Source organism: Moorella mulderi DSM 14980, assembly GCF_001594015.1.
Classification (GTDB): Bacteria; Bacillota; DSM-521; order Neomoorellales; family Neomoorellaceae; genus Neomoorella; species Neomoorella mulderi.
The window spans coordinates 19,323-42,517 of sequence record NZ_LTBC01000003.1 but is presented as its reverse complement, the minus strand read 5'-3'; the positions used below and the strand labels follow the sequence as shown (position 1 = coordinate 42,517).

Sequence of the window (23,195 nt, the reverse complement as noted above, 5' to 3'; positions counted from 1 at the left end):
ATGCTGCGGACAGTCCTTTGCGATCTCCTGGGGATTACCTATCCCATTATCCAGGGTGGCATGGCCTGGGTGGCTACCGGCGAACTGGCGGCAGCAGTTTCAGCGGCCGGGGGTCTGGGGATTATTGGGGCCGGCAATGCGCCGCCGGAAACAGTGCGCCGGGAGATCCACAAGGTACGGGAACAGACAGACCGCCCCTTTGGCGTTAATATATACTATATGTCACCCTATGTGGAAGAACTCATTGATCTGGTCTGCGCCGAAAAGGTGCCGGTGGTTACAACCGGTGCCGGCAATCCCGGCAAACACCTGCCCAGATTAAAGGCCGCCGGCGTCAAGGTAATCCCGGTAGTAGCTTCAGTGGCCCTGGCTAAAAGGCTGGAACGGCTGGGGGTGGATGCCCTGGTAGCCGAAGGCATGGAGTGCGGCGGCCATATCGGGGAAATCGCCACCATACCCCTGGTGCCCCAGATTGTTGATGCCGTACATATTCCCGTGATTGCCGCCGGCGGGATTGCCGACGGCCGCGGCCTGGCGGCAGCCCTGGCCCTGGGGGCGGCCGGCGTGCAGATGGGGACCCGCTTTATCTGCGCCGAGGAGTGTACCGTCCATCCTAATTATAAAGAGGCCGTCTTGAAGGCCGGGGACCGGGACGCCGTCGTTACCGGCATGCCGGGGCACTATGTCCGGGTGCTGAAAAATAAATTAACCCGGCAGTTTGAAGAGCTGGCCGCCCGGGGTGCCTCCTGGGAGGAGATGGATCGCCTGGGCACCGGCAAGCTCCGGGCCGCAGTAGTAGAAGGGGACGTGGAGTATGGGTCCCTCATGGCCGGCCAGAGCGCGGCCCTGGTGCGAGAAATCAAACCGGCGGCTGCGATTATCGAAGAAATAATGGCTGAAGCAGAAGCGATCATCTCCCGCCTGGGCACGCTGGTGAGGTAAAAATATCTTCGGAGGAGTTCTTTATGTCAGGCATAGTCTTTGTCTTCCCCGGCCAGGGGTCCCAGTATGTAGGTATGGGCCAGGAGCTGGCCGGCCGGTATCCTGAGGCAGCTGCCGTCTTTCAAGAAGCTGAAGCCGCTCTGGGGTGGCCGGTGGATAAGCTCTGCTTTACAGGGCCGGCGGAAGAACTCACCCGGACGGAAAACACCCAGCCGGCAGTGCTGACGGTAAGCATTGCCTGCTTCCGCGTCCTGGCGGCCCACGGGGTCAGGCCCGGGGCAGTAGCCGGCCACAGCCTGGGGGAGTACAGCGCCCTGGTGGCTGCCGGCAGCCTTACCTTTAGCGAGGCAGTCAAACTGGTGGCCAAACGCGCGCAGCTCATGGCCACGGCTGTACCGGCAGGCCAGGGCGGCATGGTGGCCGTGCTGGGCCTGGAGGCAGAAAAAGTGGCCGCCCTCTGCCGGCAGGTAAAGGAAGGTATAGCTGAGGCGGCGAACTTCAACGCCCCGGGCCAGGTGGTAGTTGCCGGTGACCGGGAGGGGCTGGCGGCCCTATCTTCCCTGGCTAAAGCAGCAGGAGCTAAAAGGGTAGTGCCCCTCCAGGTGAGCGGTCCCTTCCATTCCAGCCTGATGGCGCCGGCGGCACGGGAACTGGCCCGGGTTTTAGAAGAGGTTCCCGTGGCCGATCCCCAGGTGCCACTGGTAACCAATGTCACAGCCGGCTATGTCTACACGGCGGCGCAGGTCAAGGAGAATCTGATTAAGCAGGTAGCCAGCCCGGTGCGCTGGGAGGAGAGTATGCGCCGCCTGCTGGCGGACGGTTACCGTACGTTCATCGAAGTAGGACCGGGCGATGTTTTAAGCGGGCTCATCAAGCGCATTGACCGCCAGGCAACCATCAGCCAGGTAGAAAATATCCAGACACTGGAAAAAACCCTTGCTTTACTTCAGGAGGCTAAATAAAATGGAATTGCAAGGCCAGGTAGCAGTTGTCACCGGGGCTTCCCGGGGGATAGGCCGGGCCACGGCCCTGGAACTCGCCCGGGCCGGTGCCAGGGTAGTGGTCAATTATGCCCGCCAGGCGGAGGCGGCGGCGGAGGTAGTGGCCGCCATCCAGGACGGCGGGGGCCAGGCCGTAGCCGTTGCTGCCGATGTGGGCGATTACGAAGCGGCCAGGAATTTAATCCAGGCAGCCCTGGATCATTTCGGCCGGCTGGATATCCTGGTCAACAATGCCGGTATAGCCCGGGATAACCTGGCGGCTCGCTTGAAACCGGAAGACTGGGCTGCCGTTCTCCAGACCAACCTGACCGGCGTTTTCAATTGCTGCCAGGCTGCCTTAAAGCCCATGCTCCGCCAGCGCCAGGGACGGATAATTAACTTGACTTCTGTGGTTGGCCTGCGCGGTAATGCCGGCCAGGTAAATTATGCCGCAGCCAAGGCCGGGGTTATCGGTTTTACCAAAGCCCTGGCTAAAGAGGTGGCCTCGCGGGGTATCCTGGTCAATGCCGTCGCCCCGGGTTTTATCACTACGGAAATGACGGCGGCTTTAAACGAGGCGGCCCGGGAAGAATTTTACCGCCATATCCCCCTGGGACGCCCCGGCGAGCCGGAGGAAGTAGCCGAAGTTATTCTTTTCCTGGCTTCGCCAGCGGCCAGGTATATTACCGGTCAGGTGCTAACTGTTGATGGGGGCCTGACCCTGGCCCTGTAAGCCGGTTTAACAAGGGAAGGAGGTGAGGTCAGTGGAGGTTTTCGAAAAGATCAGGGCAATTGTGGCCGAACAACTAGGGGTCGAGGAAGACGAAATTACCATGGAAACTTCCTTTGAAGATCTAAATGCCGATTCCCTGGATATCGTGGAACTTATCATGGCCCTGGAAGAGGAATTTGACCTGGAAATTCCCGATGAGGATGCAGAAAAGCTGACGACAGTAGGGGCCGCGGTAGCCTATATTAAAGAACATACCAGCAAATAAAACCTGGAAGGGAAGTCCCGTGCTTTAACGGGACTTCCCCTTAGAATGGGGGATAGCTTTGCAAAAGCGTGTCGTTATCACCGGCCTGGGAGCCATCTCCCCCGTGGGTACCGGAAAAGATAAATTCTGGCAGGCCTTAGTTGCGGGGCAGCCGGGCATTGGCCCCATTACCCGCTTTGATGCCGGGGAAATGGCTGTCCGCTTTGCCGGTGAGGTAAAGGACTTTGATCCGGGAGCCTTCTTTGATCGCAAAGAAGCCCGGCGCATGGATCGTTTTACCCAGTATGCGGTAGCCGCAGCCCGCATGGCGGTAGAAGACGCAAAGCTCGATCTGGAAAAGGAGGACCGGGACCGGGTAGGGGTTATTTTTGCTACGGGTATCGGCGGCATGGAAACCTTTGAAGAACAAACCCGGGTTCTTCTGGAAAAAGGTCCCAACCGGGTCAGCCCCTTTTTTGTCCCCATGATGATTGCCAATATGGCCGCCGGGCAAATCTCTATTAATTTAGGCGCCCGCGGGGTAAACTTTACGGTAGTCAATGCCTGCGCCTCCGGGGCCAACGCCATCGGCGAGGCCTTCCGCACCCTGCAGCGGGGTGACGCCGATGTAATTATCACCGGTGGCAGCGAGGCCAGTGTAACCCCCCTGACGGTGGCCGGCTTTGCTGCCATGAAGGCGCTCTCCACCCGCAATGAAGAGCCGGCAAAGGCCAGCCGCCCCTTTGACCGGGGCCGGGACGGCTTTGTCCTGGGCGAGGGCGCGGGGGTAATGGTCCTGGAAACCCTGGAACATGCTGCGGCCCGGGGTGCCCGCATCTATGCGGAAGTGGCCGGCTATGGTTGCACGGCCGATGCCTATCATATTACGGCCCCGGCCCCCGATGGGGCGGCGGCCAGCCGGGCCATGGCCCTGGCCCTCCAGGATGCAGGCCTGCAGCCGGGAGATATTGATTACATCAATGCACACGGTACGTCTACTGAACTCAACGACCGCCAGGAAACCCTGGCCATTAAAAAGGTTTTCGGCGATCATGCCTACCGGCTGGCCGTCAGTTCGACCAAGTCCATGACCGGCCATCTCCTGGGAGCTGCCGGGGCCATTGAGCTGGTGGCAACGGCCCTGGCCGTGCACGCCGGTGTCCTCCCGCCGACCATTAATTACGAAGAACCCGATCCCGATTGCGACCTGGACTATGTGCCCAATGTGGCCCGGGAGCGGCAGGTCAGGGCGGCCATCTCCAATTCCTTTGGCTTCGGTGGCCATAACGTCGCCGTCGTGCTGCGCAAAATATAGCTATGGCTGCCCGAGACCATGGTATATCGCCGTAAGCAGCGAAGATATTTAAAGGCAGGCTAAAAAAGCATTGGATAACAAAAGACGGGAGCTGCTGCAACAGTTTTTACGCCGTTTTCACCTGGATATTGACAACCTGGAAGGTCTAAATACGGCCCTGACCCATCCTACCTACGCCTATGAGCACCAGCTGCCCCGCGACAACCAGCGGCTGGAGTTCCTGGGCGATGCTGTCCTGGGGCTGGTAATTGCTACCTATCTTTACCGGGAATATCCCCACCTGCCGGAGGGGGATATGACCCGGATGCGGGCGGCCATTGTCTGTGAGGCGAGCCTTGCTAAAGTCGCCCGGCAGATCAACCTGGGGGAACTGCTTCTCCTGGGGCAGGGAGAAGAGAACAGCGGGGGTCGCCGGCGCTCTTCCAACCTGGCCGATGCCCTGGAGGCAGTGATTGGCAGCCTCTACCTGGCCGGCGGGTTAAAAACAGCTCAGGATTTTATCCTGCAAATCTTTACCCCTGCCCTGGAGATACTTAAGGATACCGGCGTTATTGACAGCAAGTCGGCCCTGCAGGAATTTATCCAGCAAAGGGGGCCGGACAATGTGACCTATAAAATTCTGGAGGAATGGGGGCCGGACCACGCCAAGCACTATAAGGCCGGCGTATTTTACCGGAACCGCCTCCTGGCTACCGGCGAAGGGCACAGCAAGAAAGAGGCCGAACAGGAAGCCGCCCGGGCCGCCCTGGCATTAATAAAGATCCAGGGTTAATTTGCAATTTAATTTTTTCAGTCCATTCTTTCAGGAAGGAATTGGTGGCTCTCATGTCGAATAACATATGGGTTTAAAGGGCGGTAAAGATAGGGAGGAGGAAGCAATGGAGGTCCTAAAGGTTTCGGCCCAGTCCAATCCCAAAGCCGTAGCTGGAGCACTGGCAGCCGTCTTCCGTCAATACGGTAAGGCCGAAGTCCAGGCCGTGGGGGCAGGAGCAGTTAACCAGGCCGTCAAGGCCATAGCCATTGCCCGGGGTTTTATTGCCCCCAATGGCATCGACCTGGTAATGATTCCTGCTTTTGCGGAAATTAACATCAATGGTGAAGAAAGAACCGCAATTAAATTTATTGTCGAACCCCGCTAAGGGTAACGGCAAACTGCTCTCCGAGCAGTTTTCTTTATTTATTTCTTGGAGGCAAAAATGTATCTTAAGGGTGTTGAGATCCAGGGTTTCAAGACCTTTGTCGACCGGGTGAGACTGGAGTTTGGCCCCGGGGTGACGGCCATCGTCGGGCCCAACGGCAGCGGCAAGAGCAACATTGCCGATGCCATCCTCTGGGTCCTGGGCGAACAGAGCGCCAGGACTTTACGCGGGGCGCGCATGGACGACGTGATCTTCGCCGGCAGTGAGAAACGGCGGCCGGTGAGTATGGCGGAAGTAACTTTACACCTCGATAACAGCGACGGCAGCCTGCCCCTGGAGTTTGAGGAAATAGCCGTTACGCGGCGTTTTTTTCGCTCCGGCGAGGGCGAGTATTATATCAACAAGGTTCCCTGCCGGTTGCGGGATATCCAGGAGCTCTTCTTAGATACCGGTTCCGGCCGGGGGAGCCTGGCCATTGTCGGCCAGGGCCGCCTGGAAGAGATCCTCTCCGCCCGGCCGGAGGAGCGGCGGGCGGTGCTCGAGGAGGCGGCCGGCATTGCCCGCTACCGGTGGCGCAAAAAAGAAGCGGAGCAGCGCCTGGAAGGTGTCGAGCAAGATTTATTACGCTTAAATGATTTAATCAGCGAGCTAAAGGAACAGCTGGGACCGGCGGCTGCGGAAGCAGCCCGGGCCCGGCGTTACCATAAATTAAGCCGGCTTTTAAATCTCGTGGAACTGCTCCTCAAGGCCGGGGAAATGGAAGAAACCAGGCGCCGCCACCGGCGCAGCCAGGAACGTTTACAGGCCCTGGCGGCCGCCCTGGAGGAGATAAAGGCTTCAGAACAGCAACTCCAGGCAAAAGCCAGGGAACTGCAGGAAGAGCAGCAGAGGCACCAGGCCGAGAGGCAACGTTACCAGGCGGAACTGCAAAGTTTAAGGGAACAGCTGGTCAGAACCCGGGGGGAAATAAACCTGGTCCGGGAAAAGCTGGCCGAGCTGGCCCGGCAACAGGAGGAAGACTCTACCCGGCAGCGGCACCTGGAAGAGGAAAAAGCCAGTTTAGCAGCCGCCCTGGCCGCGCTAACCCGGGAAAGGGAAGAGAAGATTCAGGAGCAGGCCCGGCTGGAGCAGGAGATAATAAAAGGCCGGGAGGAGCAGGAAAAACTCCAGGCGGAAGCCCGGGAGCTGGCCGCAGAGATTGAAAAAGTAAGGAGCAACCTCTTTCAAGTAGCCCATGAACGGGCCGGCTTTCATAATGAACTGGTGCGCCTGGAGGAAAAGCAGGCGGCTGTAGAGCGGCTTTTAGAGCAAAAACGGCGCCAGCTCCAGGAATGGCAAAAGGAAAGGGAGCATTTACTGGACCACCTGCAGGCCGGTCAGGAACAACTGCAGCAGCTGGAAGAGGAACTAAAAAGGCTGGAAGAGAAAAAGGCCGGCCTGGAAATAGAGCTGCAGCTAAAGGAGGAAGAACTCGCCGCCTGCGAAAAGGAACTGACCGGCTGGAAAGAACGTCAACGTGCCTTGGCCGTACAATTAAAGGTTTTACGTCAATCCCAGGCCGGCTATGAAGGTTTCGCCGAAGGCGTGAAGTTTATCCTGCAAGCCAGGAGCAGGGGCGAGGCTGCCTGTACCGGTGTTCTCGGAGTAGTGGTGGAAAAGCTGGCGGTACCGGCCGAACTCACCCGGGCCGTGGAAGTGGCCCTGGGCGGGGCGGCCCAACAAATCCTGGTAAGGACGGCAGCCGAGGCGGAAGCAGTTATCCAGTTCCTTAAAGCCCGGGGCCGGGGGCGGGCCACTATCTTACCCCTGGCCTGGCTGGAGCCGCGCCGCTGGCCGGCCTGGGCCAGCTGGGTCTTAAAGGAGCCCGGCGTCCTGGGGATAGCGGCCGGCCTAGTCCAATGCGAGGCTGAAGTACGGCCGGCGGTGGAGTATCTCCTGGGGCAGGTCCTGATTGTAGCCGACATCCGCCGCGCCCTGGCCCTAGGGGAGCGCCTGCGGCCGCCCGTGCGCCTGGTCACCCTGGAAGGGGAAGTAATCCAGCCCCGGGGACCGGTGACGGGCGGGGTGGCCAGGCAGCAGGGCGGTTATCTTCAGCGGCGCCTGGCTATCCAGCAAGGTGAGGCCGAACTGGCCAACCTGGCAAACAGAATAAAGCAGGCCCGGGAGCAGCACGAACAGCTGCAAAAGATGCTGGCAGGGAGCCGGCAGGAGCACCACCAGGTAACGGAAGGGATTCTTACCTGCCGGGGCCAGATTCACAATTTACTGCAACGCCTGAGCGAGCGTAAAGAAGACCTGGCCCGCCTGGAAGAAAAGATTGCCGTCCTTGAGGAAGAACTGGTCCAGGGCGCTGGCGGTTCCCTGGACCTGGGCAAAGAGCGGGCGGAAAAGCAAGAACTCCTGGCCCGGCTGGAGGAACGGGAAGGGGAGTTAAACATCCAGTTGAGCGGCCTCCAGGAGCGAGGGGCGGCCGGCCAGCAGCATCTCGCTGCCTGCCGGCAGGAACTGGCAGTCAATGAAGCCCGCCTCCAGGCCCTGGTCAACGCCCGGGAACAGTTAAATCTCCGGGAAAGGGAACTGGCCCGGCAGCAGGAAAACTGGCAGCGGCAACAGGAAGAACTGGCTGCCCGGAGGGCGGCGGCAGCTGCCCTGGAAAATGAGCTTAAAGCTAACCTGGAAAAGCTGGCCGGGGAAGAGGACTGGCTCCAGGGGGCCTGCCAGCAGGCCATGGCAGGCTTGACGCGCCTGGAAGACGAGACCTCTGCCCGGGTTGATAAGCAGGAAGAACTGGCCCGGGAACAGGATAGAGTACAGGCGCAAAAAGATAAACTGCTTGCCCGCCGGCAGCAGGAAGAGATCAATTTAGCCCGTCTGGAAACGGCCCTGGCCGCCGGTCTCGCCGAACTGGAGGAACGCTTTGGTCCACAGTGGGAAGCGGAATTGCAAAAACCCCGGCCTCACCTGCAAAAAAGAGCAGCGGCTGTACGGGAACTCGTAAAGGAAAGGCTGGTAAGCTTAGGGGAAGTTAACCCGGGGGCCATTGCGGCTTACGAACGCTTAAAGGCCCGTGTTGATGAACTGGAGCAGCAGAAAAAGGACCTGGAGGAAGGCCGGGCGGCCTTGCACCAGGTAATTAACGAGATGGAACGGTTAATGGCCCGGCAACTCAAAGCTACCCTGGCCGCGGTGCAGGAACACTTTGCCGCCATCTTCCAGGAACTTTTCGATGGCGGTGAAGCCCGCCTGGAGCTGACCGGCAGCGAGGATATCCTGGCCGCCGGTCTGGAGATTGTTGCCCGGCCGCCGGGTAAGAAACCCCAGCACCTGGCCCTTCTCTCCGGCGGGGAAAAGGCCCTGACGGCGGTAGCCTTTATCTTCGCCCTGTTAAAGGTCAAGCCCAGCGCTTTTTGTATCTTTGACGAGGTGGATACGGCCCTGGATGAAGCCAATGTGGAGCGCTTTGCCCGGCTGTTGCGCCAGTTTGCCGCCCGGACCCAGTTTATCGTCATCTCCCACCGCCAGGGCACTATGGCTGCTGCCGACGTCCTTTACGGTGTGACCATGATGGAACAGGGCGTCTCCCGCCTGGTCTCGGTACGGCTGGAGCAACTGCCGGCTTAAACACAGAGAAGCCCCGCCCGTTCTGGCCGGGGCTTCTTGTGTCCACGGCTATTCTTTATCCCTTTTCGTAGTCAAATTATTAGGCGGCGTCTTGTACGGGTTTTCGCGTAAAACCTCTCCCTTTGCCTCCAAGTTCCACAACTCTTCCGGGGATTCCTCGCGTATGAGTTCGTGCCGGAAAGTTTTCTGACGGTCGCTGATTTCTTTATCCGTCATAACGGCACCTCCAGGAAAAGTTTCCAAGCAAGGATTAGTTTTCCCTTTGTTGGCCGAGAAATACCCTATAAACTAATGGCAGGGTATTTTTATTTTTTTACGTCTTAATAAATAGAGAAGCCAGTAAACAGGAGGGGAGGGTATATACCTGGAAAAAGATTTAATCAGACGGGCTGCAGCTGGAGATGAACTGGCCTTCACGCGGGTAGTAGAACTTTTTAGTCCCTTCCTTCTGGCGGTAATCTTACCAATCGTAGGTAGCAAGGAAACAGCGGAGGATATCTTACAGGAGACTTTTATTCAGGTTTACCGTTCCCTTCACACCTTTCGCGGCGGTAGTTTGAAACGCTGGCTGGCCCGTATTGCTATCAATAAAGCGATTGATTGGAAACGCAAAGGAAAAAGCGATTTAGAGATGATAGTAGAATACCCCGGGCAGTTGGAGGTATTCAAGGTTGCCCCGCTGACTTCTGTGGAAAATGAAGTAATTTACAGGGAAACAGTAGCCAACTTACAGTCTTTATGCCGGGAATTACCCGAAAGTTATCGCCATGCTTTTACGGGCTATTATTTTGACGGCAAAAGTTATCGAGAATTGGCAGCTGAAGCCGGCGTTACAGTAAAAACGGTGGAATCGCGTTTATATCGCGCTCGCAGAATACTAAGAGAGAAGTTAAAGGGGGGTTAAGTGGTGCCGCATTACAGTCGCCGGGAATGGCGGTTATACAAGGACGAACTGTTACCGGAAGGGGTACGGAGGGCCATGGAGGATCACCTGCGGCACTGTGAAGCTTGCCTTGAAAATTACCTGGCTGCCTTCGGGTCCCAGGATGAAACGGCGGCTGCCGGAATCCTTTCCCCTGATTTTTCCGCCAGAGTTGCCCGCAGGGTTGCCAGAATGGGCGCCCGGCAAAAGTATAAGACGGGTCCGGGCGGTAACTGGCTTGCCAGGGCCATCCAGTATTATACCATAGCGGCTGCCGTTACCCTTCTGCTTTTGGCCGGAGGATGGTTCGACTTTATGGTTTCAGAAGCCATGCATAGCCAGGTGCGGGTAGCAAGAATCGCGCAGACCCTCGAGGAGAAAATTTCCTTCGGATGGTCCGAGCGCCTGTTTGAAAACGCTACTGATAAACTTACGGAAATTATCGATAAGGAGGTTGCCAATTAGATGGGTAAAAGCAAATTAATAAGTTTTATATTATCCTTTTTTCCCGGCCTTGGCCATTTCTACCTGGGTCTGATGAACCGTGGTATAGCCTTCATGGCAACGTTCTTCGGCTGGATGGCGCTGGTAATATTGGCCAGCGTCATCACCGGGTTCAACGGTTTTATTGCGCTGTTAATATTACTCCCCCTTATCTGGCTCTACAGTTTATTTGACGCCGTCCAACTGTGCGGTCGCCTCCAATCCGGGGAAACGGTTTCCGATAGTTCCCCCCTGGCGGAGCTGAGTGAGAGTTTAGCCAACGGTTATAAGAGCAGGTTATGGGCGTTGCTGTTTAGCATTATCCCGGGCGCCGGGCATATGTACCTTGGCTGGCAGCAGCGGGGGCTGGGGTTTATGTCTACATTTTTCCTGGCCATGTTTCTTATGGAATGGTTGCGCTTAAGCCTTTTCTTTTTCATGCTACCGGTGATCTGGCTGTATAGTTTCTTTGATGTTATGCAACTGGTTTCGAACGACATATCGGTTCCGGCCAGCGAAGGAGGTTTTTTTACCTGGCTGTTAGAAAGACAACGTTGGGTGGGTCTTGTTTTAATTGGTCTGGGCATTCTTATTATATTTGACCGCATGGTTGTTCCTTACCTTAGCTATGAATTAATAAACCTCATCAAAACGGGATTTATAGCGGCAATATTTATCGGCGGGGGCTTAAGGCTGGCTCTGGGAAGTAAGATTGACCTGCCGGCGACAGAAGAAAAGACGGGAGTATCCTCAGATAATGAATTGATGGAGGGTGAAAGATGCAATCACAGGGAAAATCCATAAGGCAATGGCGGGTAGGTTCCTTTTCCACGGCACTGGCGCTGATTTTGTTTGGCGTGGCTACCATGGTGTACCGGCACGAGCCGGGCTATGTTCCCCAATTAATAAATAACTGGTGGCCGGTGGTGCTCATATTGCTGGGTTTGGAAATTTTTCTGGCGGGTTATTTTTGCCGCGACGATGTACCCCGGCTAAAATATGATTTTTTGGCTTTAATTCTTGTCCTCGTGATAGTAATTATCAGTCTGGTAATTTATGTTTTCAACAGCAGCGGTTTGGCTGCCAGGTTGACCCAGGCCCTTGGCGCGGCAAGCTATACGGTTGATCTGCCGGAAAAAAGGCTGGCTGTGGCGGAAGGAGTGAAGAAAATTGCAGTCCAGGGGCCGGGACGCGAGTGGCATAACCTGCAGCTACGTTCGGGTAGTTCTGACGATCAAATAGTATTTTTTGGCCAGGCGATGGTTACAGCTACATCTGAAGCGGAAGCAAGGGAGATGGCTCGCAATGCTGGCTTATTTACCCGCCAGGTTGGCGATACCCTCTTTTTGGAATTGAGGGAGGTACCTTTATACCAGGGATTTGGGCCTTCTGCCAGGATATCAGGCAGCACCTTGATTCTCCCTGCTGGTTTGGCAGTAGAGGTAGCTGGCGATAAGATTGGGGCAGGACTGGAGATGGTTTTGGATTACCTGGAAGCAGACTGGTCTATTACTAACTCGGGGCCTATCCGGGTGACGTTAAATCGGGGTATAAACGTTCAAATTGAAGCTTACTCCCGGGCTGCCGAAATGTTTCAGGGAAATATTAACTGGAAGATTCAAAACAGGTTAACTTCTACGGCCCCCTCGGATCAGAAATTACCAGTGCCTCCGTACAATCAACCGGAACCAGAAGTGATGGCCAGGGCTACTGTTGGCGAAGGCGGGCCGCTTTTGAAATTGTTTTCCCGGGATGCGATTATGATAAATACCCGGTAAAAAGGGTTCGAGCGCTGTCACAAAATCCTCTTTGCCGGTGTTATAGTTACAGCAGGGGTTTTAAAGGGAGGGAGGTTCCCATCAAATCCGCGGAATTTGAAGCCCTGTTTCAAAGCTTCTATCCCCTGGTGTACCGGCGGCTGTATTATCTCCTGGGGGAGCGGGCGGCGGCCGAGGACCTGACCCAGGAAGTCTTCCTCAAGCTGTACTACCAGCCGCCCCGGGAAAAAAGCAACCTGGGCGGCTGGCTGTTGCGGGTGGCCGCCAACCTGGCCTACAATTACCTGCGCGGCGAAGAGCGGCGCCGCCGCCGCGAGGAGAACCAAGCCAGGGAGGAGGGCGGCGTTATCCCCCTGGAGGAAGCGGTCATCCGCAGCCAGGAGGCGCGGCTGGTCCATCAATGCCTGGCCAAGCTCCCGCCCCGGGACCGCATCTGCCTGCTGTTAAAGAACGCAGGTCATACTTACGCCGAGATCGCCGCGGTCATCCAGGTGGATAAAAACTCGGTGGGTACCATCCTGGCCCGGGCGCGGCGGCACTTCATAGCTTTATACAGCGAATTGGAAGGGAGGGACGACCATGTGTCCGGAGGAGGGCATTCTTCAGGCCTATCTTGATGGCGAACTGGATTTGGATATGGCAAGCCGGGTAGCGGGCCATTTGGCTGCATGTACCGCCTGCCGGGAAAGGTTGCACGGCCTGGAGAAACTGGCAGCGGGCACCGGTGCCGTCTTGGCGCCTTACCGGCTGGAAACCGAGGCCGTGGGTCGTCCTGTACGGGTTCCCCCCATGAGCTTCCCGTCCGGTGGCAAACGACCCCTGACTAAAACAAGGAGGATCGGCGACATGATCCGGCAGCACAAGTGGTTTTCCGGTGCAGCGGCGGCCGCCTTGGCTTTGGCCGTCTTCTTAAGCTGGGCCCCGGGCCGCAGCCTGGCCGCCCAGTTCCTCAACGTTTTCCGCATGGAGAAAATCCAGGTGGTGAAGATCACCCCCGAAGATATGGCCCAACTGGATAAACTTTTAAGCGGCCAGGGGGGAGAAGTGGACATCAAGAACTTTGGCCGGGTAGAGGTGCAAAAGCCAGATAGGGCGGAGTTAAGGGTGAAACAGGTGGAGCCGGACCAGGTGGCAGCCCTCAGCGGTTTACAACTGGACCTGCCCGCCACCCTGGCCGGGCGGACAAGGGCGGCCGTATACATTGAGCAGGCCCCGACCATCACCTTCACCCCTGATGTGGAGAACCTGAACAGCTATCTCCGGAAACACGGCGGCGTCCTGCTGCCGGCCGAACTGGCGGGCAAGTCTTTCACCCTGAACATCCCGCCCCTGGTCATAGCCGACTATGGCCAGCCGGGCAAAGGTTTTACCCTCTACGCCGCCCGCGACCTGACAATCGACGCGCCCCAGGGGGTCGACCTGGTAGCCCTGCGCGAGGCCCTGCTCAACCTGCCCTTCCTGCCCGAAAACTTGCGCCGGCAACTGGCGGCCATCAACGACTGGCAGCACACCCTGCCCATCCCGCAGACCCAGGGTATGGCGGCGCGGGAGATCACGGTCAACGGCAACCAGGGGGTATACTTTAGCGACGGCGCTACTAACGGCAAGATTATCCTGGCCTGGCGCCAGGGTAATAGCTGGCGGGCTATCACCGGCCTATCCCTGGATGAAGCCCTGCGGGTGGCGGCGGAGGTCAAATAATGGCCGTAATTGAAGCATGGAATTTGACCAAAATCTATGGCCGGCAAGTAGCCTGCCGGGAGATCTGCCTTTCCGTAGAGGAAGGGCAGATCTTTGGCCTCTTAGGCCCCAACGGCGCCGGCAAGAGTACCCTGGTAAAGATGCTGGTGGGCCTGGTCTACCCCACGGCCGGGGAGGCAAAGGTTGCCGGCTACGCGCCCCAGGACATCAGGGGCCGGCGCCAGGTGGGTTTTTTACCGGAGAACTTCCGCCTCCACGGCTGGATGAAGGGAGAAGAGCTGTTGACCTTTCACGCCCGGCTGGCGGGCCTGGACAACAGGGCCGCCAGCCGGCGGGCTCATGAAGTCCTGGAACTGGTGGGCCTGGCCGGGGAGGGCCGGAAGCTGGTGGCCAATTACAGCAAGGGGATGCAGCAGCGCCTGGGCCTGGCCGCCGCCCTGGTGGGCGACCCGCGGGTGGTCTTCCTGGACGAGCCCACCTCGGCCCTCGATCCCCTGGGCCGGCGCCAGGTGCGGGAGATCCTCCTGGCCCTGAAGGAAGCCGGCAAGACCGTCTTTTTAAACAGCCACCTGTTGAGCGAGGTGGAGCAGGTATGCGACCGGGTGGCCATCATCAACCGGGGTACGGTGGTGGCCGCCGGCCGCCTGGATGAACTTCAAGCCGGCCCGGCGACGGTCGCCATCAGGTTGGCTGGCCTGACAGGAGAACTGGTGGCGGAACTACGCCGGCGTTACCCCGAACTACAACTGGAAGGTGACCGGCTCACCCTGGCCCTGGGCGGCCGGGAGGAAATCGCCGATCTGGTGGCCCGGCTGGTGGCCGGGGGTTGCCGCATCTATGAAGTGAGGCCCGGCCATAGTTCCCTGGAAGACGTCTTTGTCCACCTGGTGCGGGAGGGGGAGCAGGTATGTGGTTGATGGCCCTCTTTACCTTCCGGGAGGCCTGGCGGAAAAAGGTGGCCCTCATAGCCGGCGCCCTCACCCTGGCCTTCCTCATCCTGTACGGCACCGGCCTGCACTTTATTACTAGGGACATGGTGAATACCGCCAATCCCACCGCCACCGCCGCCAGTTACTATGCCATGATGCAGGCGGTTACCCTTTTTGTCCTGGGGATCTACCTGGCCAGTTTCCTGGCGGCCGGCCTGGCCGTCCTGGCCGCCGTGGGCAGCGTCGCCGGGGAAATCGAAAACGGCACCCTTTACACCCTGGCAGTACGGCCCCTGTCCCGCCGCGACCTGCTCCTGGGCAAATTCCTGGGCCTGGCGGCCATGCTGGTCACCTACGCCGCCCTCTTTTTCCTGGCCCTGGCCGGCCTGGTGTACTGGCAAACGGGCCTGGTCATTCCCGGGCTGGTGCCGGCCCTGGGCCTCTTTATCCTGGAGCCCCTGGTCCTCCTGGCCGTCACCATGCTGGGGACCACCAGGCTAAGTACCCTGGGTAACGGCGTCCTGGCCTTCGCCCTCTACGCCCTGGCCGTAGTCGGGGGTATGATAGAACAGATCGGCGCCCTGGTGGAGAGCACCGCTGCCATTTATACAGGTGTGGTCACCAGCCTCATCCTGCCGGCGGACGCCGTCTACCGCCGGCTGGTGGCGACGGTGGTCGACCGGCTCCCCGCCGGCAACGGCCAGGATATTCCCCGCTTTATCAATCCCCAGTCGATGCTGGGTCCCTTCGGCAGCCAGTCCACCCCCAGCAACTGGATGCTCGTTTACACCCTGGTATATATAGGCATCCTGCTGGCGGCGGCAGTTTACATCTTTAACCGGCGGGATGTTTAAACTCACGGTAGCGCTAAACTTTTTTGAGTTCTAGACTACAGCAGCGTTAAATCAACCTTGGACAAAAGGCCTCGCCTCTGGTAAATTAGAGGGGAGGCCTTTTGACGTTTGCGCAAGGGGGATTACCATTGAGCCTTTTCAGCAAGCTTAAAGAAGGTTTAAATAAGACGCGGCAGAATTTGACCCAGCGGCTGGGTACTTTGCTGGCCGCCAGCAGCCGCCTGGATGACGATTTCTTTGACGAGCTGGAGGAAATATTGCTGACGGCCGATGTCGGCGCCAAAACCAGCCTGGAACTGGTGGAGAGGCTGCGCCAGGAGGTCAAGGCCCGCAAGATAACCGACCCGGCCGCAGTAGGTACTTTTTTGCAAGAGGAAGTTACCCGGCTGCTGGGAGAAGAGGTGCCCCGTTTAAGCTGGGCGCCGTCACCGCCGACGGTGATCCTGGTGGTGGGGGTCAACGGCGCCGGCAAGACGACGACCATCGGCAAGCTGGCCTACCAGTTGGGCCGGGAAGGGAAAAAAGTGATCCTGGCGGCAGCCGATACCTTCCGGGCTGCGGCCGGCGAACAGCTGGCCATCTGGGCCGGGCGGGCGGGAGCCAGCTTAATCCGTCACCAGGCCGGGGCCGACCCGGCGGCAGTAGTTTACGATGCTTTACAGTCGGCCCGCAACCGCCGCGCGGACGTGGTGCTGGTGGATACGGCCGGTCGCCTGCAGACCAAAGTTAATCTGATGGAAGAACTGAAGAAAATCCGCCGGGTTATTGAACGGGAACTGCCGGGGGCGCCCCATGAGGTGCTCCTGGTCCTGGACGCCACTACCGGCCAGAACGCCCTTTCCCAGGCCAGGCTCTTCAGCGAGGCGGCGGGCGTCACCGGTATCGTCCTGACCAAGCTCGACGGTACGGCAAAGGGCGGCGTGGTCCTGGCCATTGCTGCTGAAATGGGGATCCCGGTCAAGCTGGTGGGCCTGGGCGAAGGCCTGGACGATCTAAAGGAATTTCAACCCCGGGACTTTGCCGCCGCTTTATTCAGCGGCCTGGCAGGGGACAAGGAGGAATAAATTTCATGGGCAAAATTTTAATCAAGGATTGTACCATTGTCCCAATTAGCGGTCCGGTAATTGAGGAGGGGGTCATCGCCATCAATGACGACCGCCTCCATTATGTCGGCCCGGCAGGGGGGGTGCCGGCCGGCTGGCAGGCGGATACCGTCATCGAGGCCGGGGACATGGTCGCCCTGCCGGGGCTGGTCAACAGCCACACCCATGCGGCCATGACACTGCTCAGGAGTTTCGCCGACGATCTCCCCCTGAAACAGTGGCTGGAAGAAAAGATCTGGCCCCGGGAAGCAAAGCTCGAGCGGGAGGATATTTACTGGGGCACCAAACTGGCCCTGCTGGAAATGATCCGCTCCGGCACCACCACCTTTGCCGATATGTATTTCCACATGGATGCCGTGGCCGAAGCAGTAGTGGAAGCCGGCCTGCGGGCCTGCCTCAGCCAGGGGCTCATTGGCTTCCAGGACCGCGGCGGCCAGCGCCTGGCCACCGGCGTCAGCCTGGTGAAAGAGTGGCATGGTGCCGGTGACGGCCGGGTTACCACCATGCTGGGCCCCCATGCCCCCTATACCTGCCCGCCGGAATACCTTACTAAAGTAGCCGAGACGGCAGCCGGGCTCGGTGTAGGGCTACATATCCACCTGGCGGAAACTAAGGAAGAAGTGGAGAATGTCCGCGCCCAGTACGGCTACACCCCGGTAGCCCTGGCCGCTAAACTGGGCCTGTTTGAACTACCAACCCTGGCGGCCCACTGTGTCCATTTGACCACAGAAGAAATTGCCCTCCTGGCAGAAAAAAAAGTGGGGGTGGCCCATTGCCCCGAAAGCAACCTGAAGCTGGCCAGCGGGGTGGCCCCGGTGGCAGCGATGCTGGCCGCCGGCGTCAACGTGGCCATCGGCACCGACGGCGCCGCCAGCAACAATAACCTGGATATGGTGGCCGAAATGCGTACTTGCGCCTTGCTGGCCAAAGGGATCACCGGTGACCCCACGGTAGTTCCCGCCCACCAGGCCCTAGTTATGGCCACCCTGAACGGCGCCAGGGCCTTAGGCCTGGAAAAGGAAATTGGCACCCTGGAGGCCGGGAAAAAAGCCGACCTGATCCTGGTAAACAAGCACCAGCCCCACTTAATGCCGCCCCATGATGTGGAAGCCAACCTGGTTTATGCCGCCCGGGGGAGCGATGTGGATACGGTAATTGTTAACGGGAAAATTCTCATGGCCGCCGGGGAAGTAAAGACCATGGACGCCGGGGAAATTTACGCCCAGGTAATGAAGCGGGCTGGTAGAGGGCAAAAAAAATTCCACCTCCTTCCACGCCTACGAGGTTAGCTGCCGGGTGCGGACCAAGGATGGCCCTACCGCGGTGACCCGCGGATTAACCCCCTGGAAATGGTTCCCCCGTTTCCCACCGAGGAAATTCGGCGATCTGGTGGAAGAAAGGATGGAATTGATGGCATTTTTATTGTAGCATGAAGGTCCTATTTTGTTAACATAAAACTTAATGGTAAAACCAAATGTTTTTTCCAGGACCAATTTCAGGTTTCCTTGATTTCAATCCGGGGGGAGTAACCTGTGGAATATCGCCAGCTAGGTAATACGGGGATGAAGGTTTCCGAGCTATGTTTCGGCGCTCTGCCCATGGGGCCGCGCCAGAAAAATTTAGATGTAGATACCTGCACCGGGATTATCAAAAGGGCCCTGGAGGGCGGGGTTAATTTCATCGATACGGCTCAAGTTTATGAAACTTATGAGCCTATCCGGAGGGCCATTCACGCCTATGGCGGTGAAGTAATTATTGCCACCAAGTCCAGTGCTGCCACCTATGATGATATGGAGCGGGCTATCCAGGAGGCCCGGGAGAAGCTCCAGCTGGATTATATCCATATTTTCCACCTGCATGCCGCCCGGGCAACGGAGCGAATTTTTGAGGAAAGGGCAGGCGCTTTGCGCTGCCTCCTCGATGCCCGGGAGAAAGGGCTGATCGGGGCTGTGGGTATTTCCACCCACGGCGTGGCGGCTGTGCGGAAAGCGGCCTCCGAAAAAGAAATAGATGTTATCTTTCCCCTGGTAAATATCAAGGGCATGGGCATCATTGACGGCAGCCGCGAAGACATGCTGGCCGCCATCTCGGAAGCTGTGGCTGCCGGCAAGGGGGTTTACCTGATGAAGGCCCTGGCCGGGGGGAACCTCTTGGATAACTACCAGGAAGCCATGGCCTTTGCCCGCCGGGTACCGGGTATTGCTGCTGTAGCCGTAGGCATGGTCAGCGAGGCGGAGGTGGATTACAACCTGCGCTACTTTAATGGCGAAGACCCCGGAACAATACAAACTACCGCCAAGGAGTTTACCGTGGTGGAGACTGTCTGCATCGGCGACGGCGCCTGTCTGAAGGCCTGCACCAACGACGCCATAACTATGGTTAACGGTAAGGCCAGGATCAACCGCGCCAAATGCCTCCTCTGCGGTTACTGCACCGAGGTGTGCCCGCAGTTTGCTATCAGGATGATATAACCCGGAAGCACCTTGGCAAACAGGCCGGCATACCTGCTTCAAGTAAGCAGGTATATTTTTTTAATAGCTTTGCAGGAGAAACTCAAGCGTGTCGAATAAGAAAAACATTCGATATGTACGCACAACCAGACAAGCAGGTGAAGCTAAATGTTAGACCCCAATAATCCATTGCCCAAGTACTATCAGCTAAAAGAATACCTGAAAGAAATGAACCGGCGCGGCGATATCGCTCCCCGCGAGCAGCTTCCTTCAGAAAACGCCCTGGTACAGCAGTTTAGTTTGAGCCATGTAATTTAACATCGGAATTGGCATGACAGCCATCCAAGGAGATGGAGATGGGCGGTGACCGGTCTAGCCCTGCGTCAAGAGAGAAGTCGCCCCTGGCACGGGCGGCGACAATCTCCTTATGTCCCAGCTCTTCCGTGCTGATGTCCGTCAATTTAAAGCCGGTATTCCACGGTTTTTTGCCGGGCCAGGACGTCGTAAAGGAAGCTGGCCTTGCTCAATTTTTCCACCTGCACTTCTTCAGGAGTGCAGGCTAGAGGTTCAATCGGCTGCATTACCCTGGCCAGGGCTTTGCCCAGCACTTCATAGCGGCGATACAGGGGCATTTGAGCAAAATCGGATGATACTACCAGTAAATCTATATCGCTATCTTCTCTAGCATCGCCTCTGGCCTGGGAGCCAAACAGAATGATCTTGTCGATCTGGATACCTTGATTTTTTAGAGCATCAGCAAACTGCTCTATAATTGCTTGAATATCTGGTCTTTCTTTATCCATTCCAGTATCTCCTTTGTTTTAACAAGATAATCTTGAGCAACGTTACGGGAATAAGTTTTTCGTGCGGCAGCAAGGTCTTTAGGGTAACGGGCCCCCGAACCTATGGCATCCAACGTTCCTAAAAATTCAAGGTGTTCTTCTACTAAATTAACCTGCCCTAACTTCACAAGGAGTAATAACTTATGCGTTTTAGGAGGGGTTTTATCTGTTCGCAGAGCAACGACAGCTTTCAGGACTTTTTCTAGAGCTAACTGGCACATATAAATCATGTAAAGGTATTTTCTAGCGTGGAACATAGCCTTAGCGGTGGAAAAATCGTATTCGGCCTGCTCCATCCATTCCTTGACTTCTGGCGACACCCACAACACCTCACCCATATGATACCACATTCTGTAAGAAAGGCCAACACTAATTTTTTAAACTCATCTTAGTAATCTAATCCGATAAGTGACTTACTTAAAAAAGCCCCTTTACCGGGGCTCTGCTTTAATAATACTTTTTACGCTCCAAGTAATCATACACAAGGTTTAACGTTTCACCGAATCGCTGGAAGTGAACGACTTCCCTTTCGCGCAAAAACTTTAAGGTATCGCTCACATCGGGGTCATCGGAGAGCTGGATAAGGTATTCATAGGTGGAGCGAGCCTTTTGCTCGGCGGTCATATTTTCATAGAGGTCGGTGACGGGGTCACCCTTGGACTGGATGTAGGTGGTCGTCCAGGGGGCGCCACTGGCGTTGACGAAATAGAGGGCACGGTCGTGATCGGCATAATAGCCATCCAGGCCGGCACGTTTTATTTCTTCCAGGGGAGCGTCTTTTATTAGGTTATAGCAGGGCGGTGACAATCTCCATGTGGGCCAGCTCTTCCGTGCCGATGTCCGCCAAAACTGCCTTGGCCTGGGGGATGGGTATGGTGTAGCGCTGGGTGAGATAACGTAGAGATGCAGCAAGCTCGCTGTCCGGCCCACCAGACTTCAACTTTTAATAAACTCCAAACCTAACGACGTAACTTAGTAGTCTTAGGGATACCTGAGGAATAGGCGAGCCTGATAGGAGGTTCCCGTAAGGGATACTGGCGACTAGCTAACACTCCCTAACTACAAAGCCCTCGGACTCACCTGTTGGCGAGACCAAAGGCTTAGGAGCTTAGTCGAGCGGTACTGGAACTTCGTAATGCATTATGAACCACCGAATACCGAACTACATACGGTTGTGGGGGGACACCGCCCCCTCATACCCGATTTATAAGGGTATTCAGCAGGAACTTTCCACCAGGTGCAGAAAATATTAACAAATGCCAGGGAGCGTCCTGTGAAACTGGTGGGCCACAGGACGTTCCCGGCGCAAATAAATACGTGGATTGTCCCCGCACGAGAGACGGCGTGTACGAAAACAGACATAGCTGAGGAGGCTGAAACGGTGCCCGAAGATATCAAGAACTTGGTCAAGGAGGTAATAGAGTATACCTGCAGGGGCTTCGAGGGTCGTCCACTTCCCTTGCGTCCTTGGTATCGCGTACTAAGAACGGGAGACGGTGGAGCGACATTCCCCTTGGAAATGCGCCCGGATTCAGAGTTGGTAGCGATTGAGCTTATGGAAGCCATTAACGCGTTGCCAGCTGTTAAATATCTCCATAAAGTTGCACGGGCGCGACCGGAAATCTCCGCCTCTCTCCTTACCGACGCCGCCGGGAAGTCGATACATGACGAGCGCGATGCCGAACGATGGTTGACAAGCCGGTTTCTCGTCCCAGTGATAGGTGTCTATCTTAGGCAGGCTGGCGCCTTTGTCTACGATGACAACCTCGCCGAGCGGGTTGCCTTGCAGGCTGCGCGTGAGGCGGCCTTACCCGTAGTGGACTTTACGCTCGTGGCCCCACTGCTTAACGCCTCAATGAAAAGTGTCCAGCAGGTGGAGTTCACCAGCGATTTGATACTCCGCCCCGTCAGTGAGGAGGAACTCGAGAGCTGGTTGAACGATAACCAGGCTTTCCTCCCCGGCGACCTTCCCGTCCCCTTCTATCAATTAATTGCCATCGAATGCTGTGTTGAGGCCCGGTATTCACAGCAAAAGTCAGAACCTATCGGCCAGACAGATGCCCAGGCGCGGACGGATGGAGTTATAACCGCCCTTAGACTGACTAGCGGCCGCAACGTATGTGCGCCGTTCTTCCAAACAACGGTGCACAGGATATCCTACCCACTCAGGAGCTATCGAAGCCAGAGGGCAGGTGTTTGCTTGCCCGACCAGCCAGCGGTAATCGATGAAGCCCTCACTGAACGGCTTCGAGGCCTGTGGCAACGCATGACAGGTAGCCCAAACGCAGGGAAGGTCAGGCTGGCTTTAAGCCGGTGGAACAACTCCTTCGAGAGACGTTCTCCCGCGGATAGATTAATCGACTACTGGATCGCCCTGGAATCGCTACTCACTGCTGATTCCAGCCAGGAAGTCACTTTCCGCGCTGCCCTCCGAACGGCCGCCCTGCTTGGCGGCTCCGGCACTGAGAAGCTGGAGATTTATAAACAGATGAAAAAGTCCTATAAGGTGAGATCGGATATCGTGCACGGGCGCCCAATTGAAGAAAAGAAAATTTGGGAACAGGCTGCGCAGACCCAGGAGCACCTCAGGCAAATCCTGTTAAAGCTGCTGGAATCGGATCAACCCATTGACCCCACCGCGGCGGAGGAGTGGCTCCTTGCGGAGGCGTAAAATAACGGCTACCGGGTCTTGCTTGAGGTTGCAGAAGCGCGACGGTTCAACACTATGAAGAGAGTGCTGTTCTATCCGGGGAATAGCGGTACCGTCAGTAAGCTTGGAGAAAGACGGCGGTGCTTCCCGAACAGTACCAGGGAGAGTGTAGAGATAATGACGACCTGCGTCAGGCAACTGTTGCCACACCGGGCCTGCCAGTTCTCGTAGCGCCGTGTTGCGGCTGGAGGAGGCGAGTAGGCAATGGAGTTAGTCCCGAAGCGCTTATGGGCCGCAACTTTATTTGCCCTCCCGCTCATCTCCCTACTCGTAGCCAGTTGTGGTGACTTAAGCCGGTTAATCAGCTCAACAACCAGAGTTTTCCCGCCCTTCCTTCGCCGTCTGGTAGTCGACCTCATGGCCGTAACACCGGCCGTCGGGCCTTGGAGGCGCACGCCGGGCGGCCGCCAGCTGCGCCACTGCCGCGGGAAGAGCCTGAATCGATAGTG

At 57.2% G+C, this 23,195-nt stretch carries 26 protein-coding genes, 1 pseudogene and 1 riboswitch; of the genes and pseudogenes, 22 read left to right on the top strand and 5 right to left on the bottom strand.

The window, feature by feature from the left end:
- From fabK to smc, 8 genes are all read left to right on the top strand, one after another.
- Positions 1 to 942, top strand: a complete 942-nt coding sequence (gene fabK, locus MOMUL_RS05330; protein WP_062282536.1) for an enoyl-[acyl-carrier-protein] reductase FabK — start codon at positions 1 to 3, stop codon at positions 940 to 942.
- Between the two features lie 23 nt (positions 943 to 965).
- Positions 966 to 1,904 (top strand): ACP S-malonyltransferase, encoded by a 939-nt coding sequence (gene fabD / locus MOMUL_RS05325; protein WP_062282533.1) that lies wholly within the window; start codon positions 966 to 968, stop codon positions 1,902 to 1,904.
- Between the two features lies 1 nt (position 1,905).
- Positions 1,906 to 2,655 carry a 3-oxoacyl-[acyl-carrier-protein] reductase gene (gene fabG, locus MOMUL_RS05320; protein ID WP_062282530.1) on the top strand — a complete coding sequence of 250 codons (750 nt, stop codon included), beginning with the start codon at positions 1,906 to 1,908 and terminating at the stop codon, positions 2,653 to 2,655.
- Positions 2,656 to 2,686: 31 nt separating this feature from the next.
- Positions 2,687 to 2,920, top strand: a complete 234-nt coding sequence (gene acpP / locus MOMUL_RS05315; RefSeq protein WP_062282528.1) for an acyl carrier protein — start codon at positions 2,687 to 2,689, stop codon at positions 2,918 to 2,920.
- A gap of 58 nt (positions 2,921 to 2,978) precedes the next feature.
- Positions 2,979 to 4,214, top strand: a complete 1,236-nt coding sequence (fabF, locus tag MOMUL_RS05310) for a beta-ketoacyl-ACP synthase II (RefSeq protein WP_062282525.1) — start codon at positions 2,979 to 2,981, stop codon at positions 4,212 to 4,214.
- 70 nt (positions 4,215 to 4,284) lie between these two features.
- Complete coding sequence (gene rnc / locus MOMUL_RS05305) at positions 4,285 to 4,986, top strand: ribonuclease III (protein ID WP_062282521.1); 702 nt, start codon at positions 4,285 to 4,287, stop codon at positions 4,984 to 4,986.
- Between the two features lie 106 nt (positions 4,987 to 5,092).
- Entirely contained in the window at positions 5,093 to 5,353 is a 261-nt protein-coding gene (locus MOMUL_RS05300) for a stage V sporulation protein S (RefSeq protein WP_054937431.1), read from the top strand.
- Positions 5,354 to 5,410: 57 nt separating this feature from the next.
- Positions 5,411 to 8,974, top strand: coding sequence for a chromosome segregation protein SMC (gene smc / locus MOMUL_RS05295; RefSeq protein WP_062282518.1), 3,564 nt, complete (start codon positions 5,411 to 5,413; stop codon positions 8,972 to 8,974).
- Between the two features lie 48 nt (positions 8,975 to 9,022).
- Here smc and MOMUL_RS16545 read toward each other — a convergent pair whose 3' ends face one another.
- On the bottom strand, positions 9,023 to 9,190 hold the full coding sequence (locus tag MOMUL_RS16545) for a hypothetical protein (protein ID WP_161484966.1): 168 nt from the start codon (positions 9,188 to 9,190) through the stop codon (positions 9,023 to 9,025).
- Positions 9,191 to 9,332: 142 nt separating this feature from the next.
- Between MOMUL_RS16545 and MOMUL_RS15365 the strand changes: the two genes are divergently transcribed.
- The 12 genes from MOMUL_RS15365 (at position 9,333) to MOMUL_RS15660 (ending at position 19,512) form a co-directional block, all read left to right on the top strand.
- A complete protein-coding gene (locus tag MOMUL_RS15365) occupies positions 9,333 to 9,878 on the top strand; it encodes an RNA polymerase sigma factor (RefSeq protein ID WP_084785485.1) in 546 nt (181 codons plus the stop codon).
- Between the two features lie 3 nt (positions 9,879 to 9,881).
- The gene (locus MOMUL_RS05285) at positions 9,882 to 10,361 is read left to right on the top strand and encodes a hypothetical protein (RefSeq protein WP_153018266.1); all 480 of its coding nucleotides are present in this window, start codon (positions 9,882 to 9,884) and stop codon (positions 10,359 to 10,361) included.
- Positions 10,362 to 11,183, top strand: coding sequence for a hypothetical protein (locus tag MOMUL_RS05280; protein WP_062282508.1), 822 nt, complete (start codon positions 10,362 to 10,364; stop codon positions 11,181 to 11,183).
- Positions 11,159 to 12,157 (top strand): hypothetical protein, encoded by a 999-nt coding sequence (locus MOMUL_RS05275; RefSeq protein WP_062282506.1) that lies wholly within the window; start codon positions 11,159 to 11,161, stop codon positions 12,155 to 12,157. Before MOMUL_RS05280 ends, MOMUL_RS05275 begins: the two co-directional genes overlap by 25 nt.
- Positions 12,158 to 12,237: 80 nt before the next feature.
- Positions 12,238 to 12,774, top strand: coding sequence for an RNA polymerase sigma factor SigX (locus tag MOMUL_RS05270; protein WP_062282503.1), 537 nt, complete (start codon positions 12,238 to 12,240; stop codon positions 12,772 to 12,774).
- Positions 12,737 to 13,858 carry an anti-sigma factor family protein gene (locus MOMUL_RS05265; protein ID WP_062282501.1) on the top strand — a complete coding sequence of 374 codons (1,122 nt, stop codon included), beginning with the start codon at positions 12,737 to 12,739 and terminating at the stop codon, positions 13,856 to 13,858. Before MOMUL_RS05270 ends, MOMUL_RS05265 begins: the two co-directional genes overlap by 38 nt.
- Positions 13,858 to 14,775: an ABC transporter ATP-binding protein gene (locus MOMUL_RS05260; protein WP_062282498.1), complete on the top strand. Its 918-nt coding sequence runs from the start codon at positions 13,858 to 13,860 to the stop codon at positions 14,773 to 14,775. Before MOMUL_RS05265 ends, MOMUL_RS05260 begins: the two co-directional genes overlap by 1 nt.
- Complete coding sequence (locus MOMUL_RS05255) at positions 14,766 to 15,641, top strand: ABC transporter permease (RefSeq protein WP_062282495.1); 876 nt, start codon at positions 14,766 to 14,768, stop codon at positions 15,639 to 15,641. The genes MOMUL_RS05260 and MOMUL_RS05255 overlap by 10 nt, the downstream gene beginning before the upstream one ends.
- A gap of 128 nt (positions 15,642 to 15,769) precedes the next feature.
- Positions 15,770 to 16,705, top strand: coding sequence for a signal recognition particle-docking protein FtsY (ftsY, locus tag MOMUL_RS05250; RefSeq protein ID WP_062282492.1), 936 nt, complete (start codon positions 15,770 to 15,772; stop codon positions 16,703 to 16,705).
- 5 nt (positions 16,706 to 16,710) lie between these two features.
- Complete coding sequence (locus MOMUL_RS05245) at positions 16,711 to 18,033, top strand: amidohydrolase (RefSeq protein ID WP_062282489.1); 1,323 nt, start codon at positions 16,711 to 16,713, stop codon at positions 18,031 to 18,033.
- Positions 18,004 to 18,138, bottom strand: a riboswitch (cyclic di-AMP (ydaO/yuaA leader). Its footprint overlaps the gene before it by 30 nt.
- A gap of 138 nt (positions 18,139 to 18,276) precedes the next feature.
- Entirely contained in the window at positions 18,277 to 19,215 is a 939-nt protein-coding gene (locus MOMUL_RS05235; RefSeq protein WP_062282483.1) for an aldo/keto reductase, read from the top strand.
- 147 nt (positions 19,216 to 19,362) lie between these two features.
- Positions 19,363 to 19,512 carry a GntR family transcriptional regulator gene (locus MOMUL_RS15660; protein ID WP_084785483.1) on the top strand — a complete coding sequence of 50 codons (150 nt, stop codon included), beginning with the start codon at positions 19,363 to 19,365 and terminating at the stop codon, positions 19,510 to 19,512.
- Here MOMUL_RS15660 and MOMUL_RS16540 read toward each other — a convergent pair.
- The 4 genes and pseudogenes from MOMUL_RS16540 to MOMUL_RS05225 all read right to left on the bottom strand — a co-directional run bounded on the left by MOMUL_RS16540 (position 19,490) and on the right by MOMUL_RS05225 (position 20,976).
- Complete coding sequence (locus tag MOMUL_RS16540; RefSeq protein ID WP_161484965.1) at positions 19,490 to 19,654, bottom strand: hypothetical protein; 165 nt, start codon at positions 19,652 to 19,654, stop codon at positions 19,490 to 19,492. The two genes, MOMUL_RS15660 and MOMUL_RS16540, sit on opposite strands and share 23 nt — an antisense overlap.
- Position 19,655: 1 nt before the next feature.
- A complete protein-coding gene (locus MOMUL_RS15360) occupies positions 19,656 to 19,997 on the bottom strand; it encodes a nucleotidyltransferase domain-containing protein (protein WP_011392910.1) in 342 nt (113 codons plus the stop codon).
- Positions 19,961 to 20,356, bottom strand: a complete 396-nt coding sequence (locus tag MOMUL_RS15655) for a HEPN domain-containing protein (RefSeq protein WP_062282480.1) — start codon at positions 20,354 to 20,356, stop codon at positions 19,961 to 19,963. The genes MOMUL_RS15360 and MOMUL_RS15655 overlap by 37 nt, the downstream gene beginning before the upstream one ends.
- A gap of 127 nt (positions 20,357 to 20,483) precedes the next feature.
- Positions 20,484 to 20,976, bottom strand: a pseudogene (locus tag MOMUL_RS05225) (manganese catalase family protein).
- 333 nt (positions 20,977 to 21,309) lie between these two features.
- Here MOMUL_RS05225 and MOMUL_RS05220 point away from each other — a divergent pair.
- Positions 21,310 to 22,707, top strand: coding sequence for a HEPN domain-containing protein (locus MOMUL_RS05220; RefSeq protein WP_062282477.1), 1,398 nt, complete (start codon positions 21,310 to 21,312; stop codon positions 22,705 to 22,707).
- Between the two features lie 243 nt (positions 22,708 to 22,950).
- A complete protein-coding gene (locus MOMUL_RS16145) occupies positions 22,951 to 23,193 on the top strand; it encodes a hypothetical protein (protein WP_153018265.1) in 243 nt (80 codons plus the stop codon).
- Positions 23,194 to 23,195: the final 2 nt, after the last annotated feature.

What these genes read in the sequence shown, in the direction of transcription:
- fabK (WP_062282536.1), top strand. Translation starts at nt 1, where the DNA reads ATGCTGCGGACAGTCCTTTGCGATCTCCTGGGGATTACCTATCCCATT.
- fabD (WP_062282533.1), top strand. Translation starts at nt 966, where the DNA reads ATGTCAGGCATAGTCTTTGTCTTCCCCGGCCAGGGGTCCCAGTATGTA.
- fabG (WP_062282530.1), top strand. Translation starts at nt 1,906, where the DNA reads ATGGAATTGCAAGGCCAGGTAGCAGTTGTCACCGGGGCTTCCCGGGGG.
- MOMUL_RS05300 (WP_054937431.1), top strand. Translation starts at nt 5,093, where the DNA reads ATGGAGGTCCTAAAGGTTTCGGCCCAGTCCAATCCCAAAGCCGTAGCT.
- smc (WP_062282518.1), top strand. Translation starts at nt 5,411, where the DNA reads ATGTATCTTAAGGGTGTTGAGATCCAGGGTTTCAAGACCTTTGTCGAC.
- MOMUL_RS16545 (WP_161484966.1), bottom strand. Translation starts at nt 9,190, where the DNA reads ATGACGGATAAAGAAATCAGCGACCGTCAGAAAACTTTCCGGCACGAA.
- MOMUL_RS05280 (WP_062282508.1), top strand. Translation starts at nt 10,362, where the DNA reads ATGGGTAAAAGCAAATTAATAAGTTTTATATTATCCTTTTTTCCCGGC.
- MOMUL_RS05275 (WP_062282506.1), top strand. Translation starts at nt 11,159, where the DNA reads ATGCAATCACAGGGAAAATCCATAAGGCAATGGCGGGTAGGTTCCTTT.
- MOMUL_RS05265 (WP_062282501.1), top strand. Translation starts at nt 12,737, where the DNA reads ATGTGTCCGGAGGAGGGCATTCTTCAGGCCTATCTTGATGGCGAACTG.
- MOMUL_RS05260 (WP_062282498.1), top strand. Translation starts at nt 13,858, where the DNA reads ATGGCCGTAATTGAAGCATGGAATTTGACCAAAATCTATGGCCGGCAA.
- MOMUL_RS05255 (WP_062282495.1), top strand. Translation starts at nt 14,766, where the DNA reads ATGTGGTTGATGGCCCTCTTTACCTTCCGGGAGGCCTGGCGGAAAAAG.
- MOMUL_RS05245 (WP_062282489.1), top strand. Translation starts at nt 16,711, where the DNA reads ATGGGCAAAATTTTAATCAAGGATTGTACCATTGTCCCAATTAGCGGT.
- MOMUL_RS15660 (WP_084785483.1), top strand. Translation starts at nt 19,363, where the DNA reads ATGTTAGACCCCAATAATCCATTGCCCAAGTACTATCAGCTAAAAGAA.
- MOMUL_RS15360 (WP_011392910.1), bottom strand. Translation starts at nt 19,997, where the DNA reads ATGGATAAAGAAAGACCAGATATTCAAGCAATTATAGAGCAGTTTGCT.
- MOMUL_RS16145 (WP_153018265.1), top strand. Translation starts at nt 22,951, where the DNA reads ATGGAGTTAGTCCCGAAGCGCTTATGGGCCGCAACTTTATTTGCCCTC.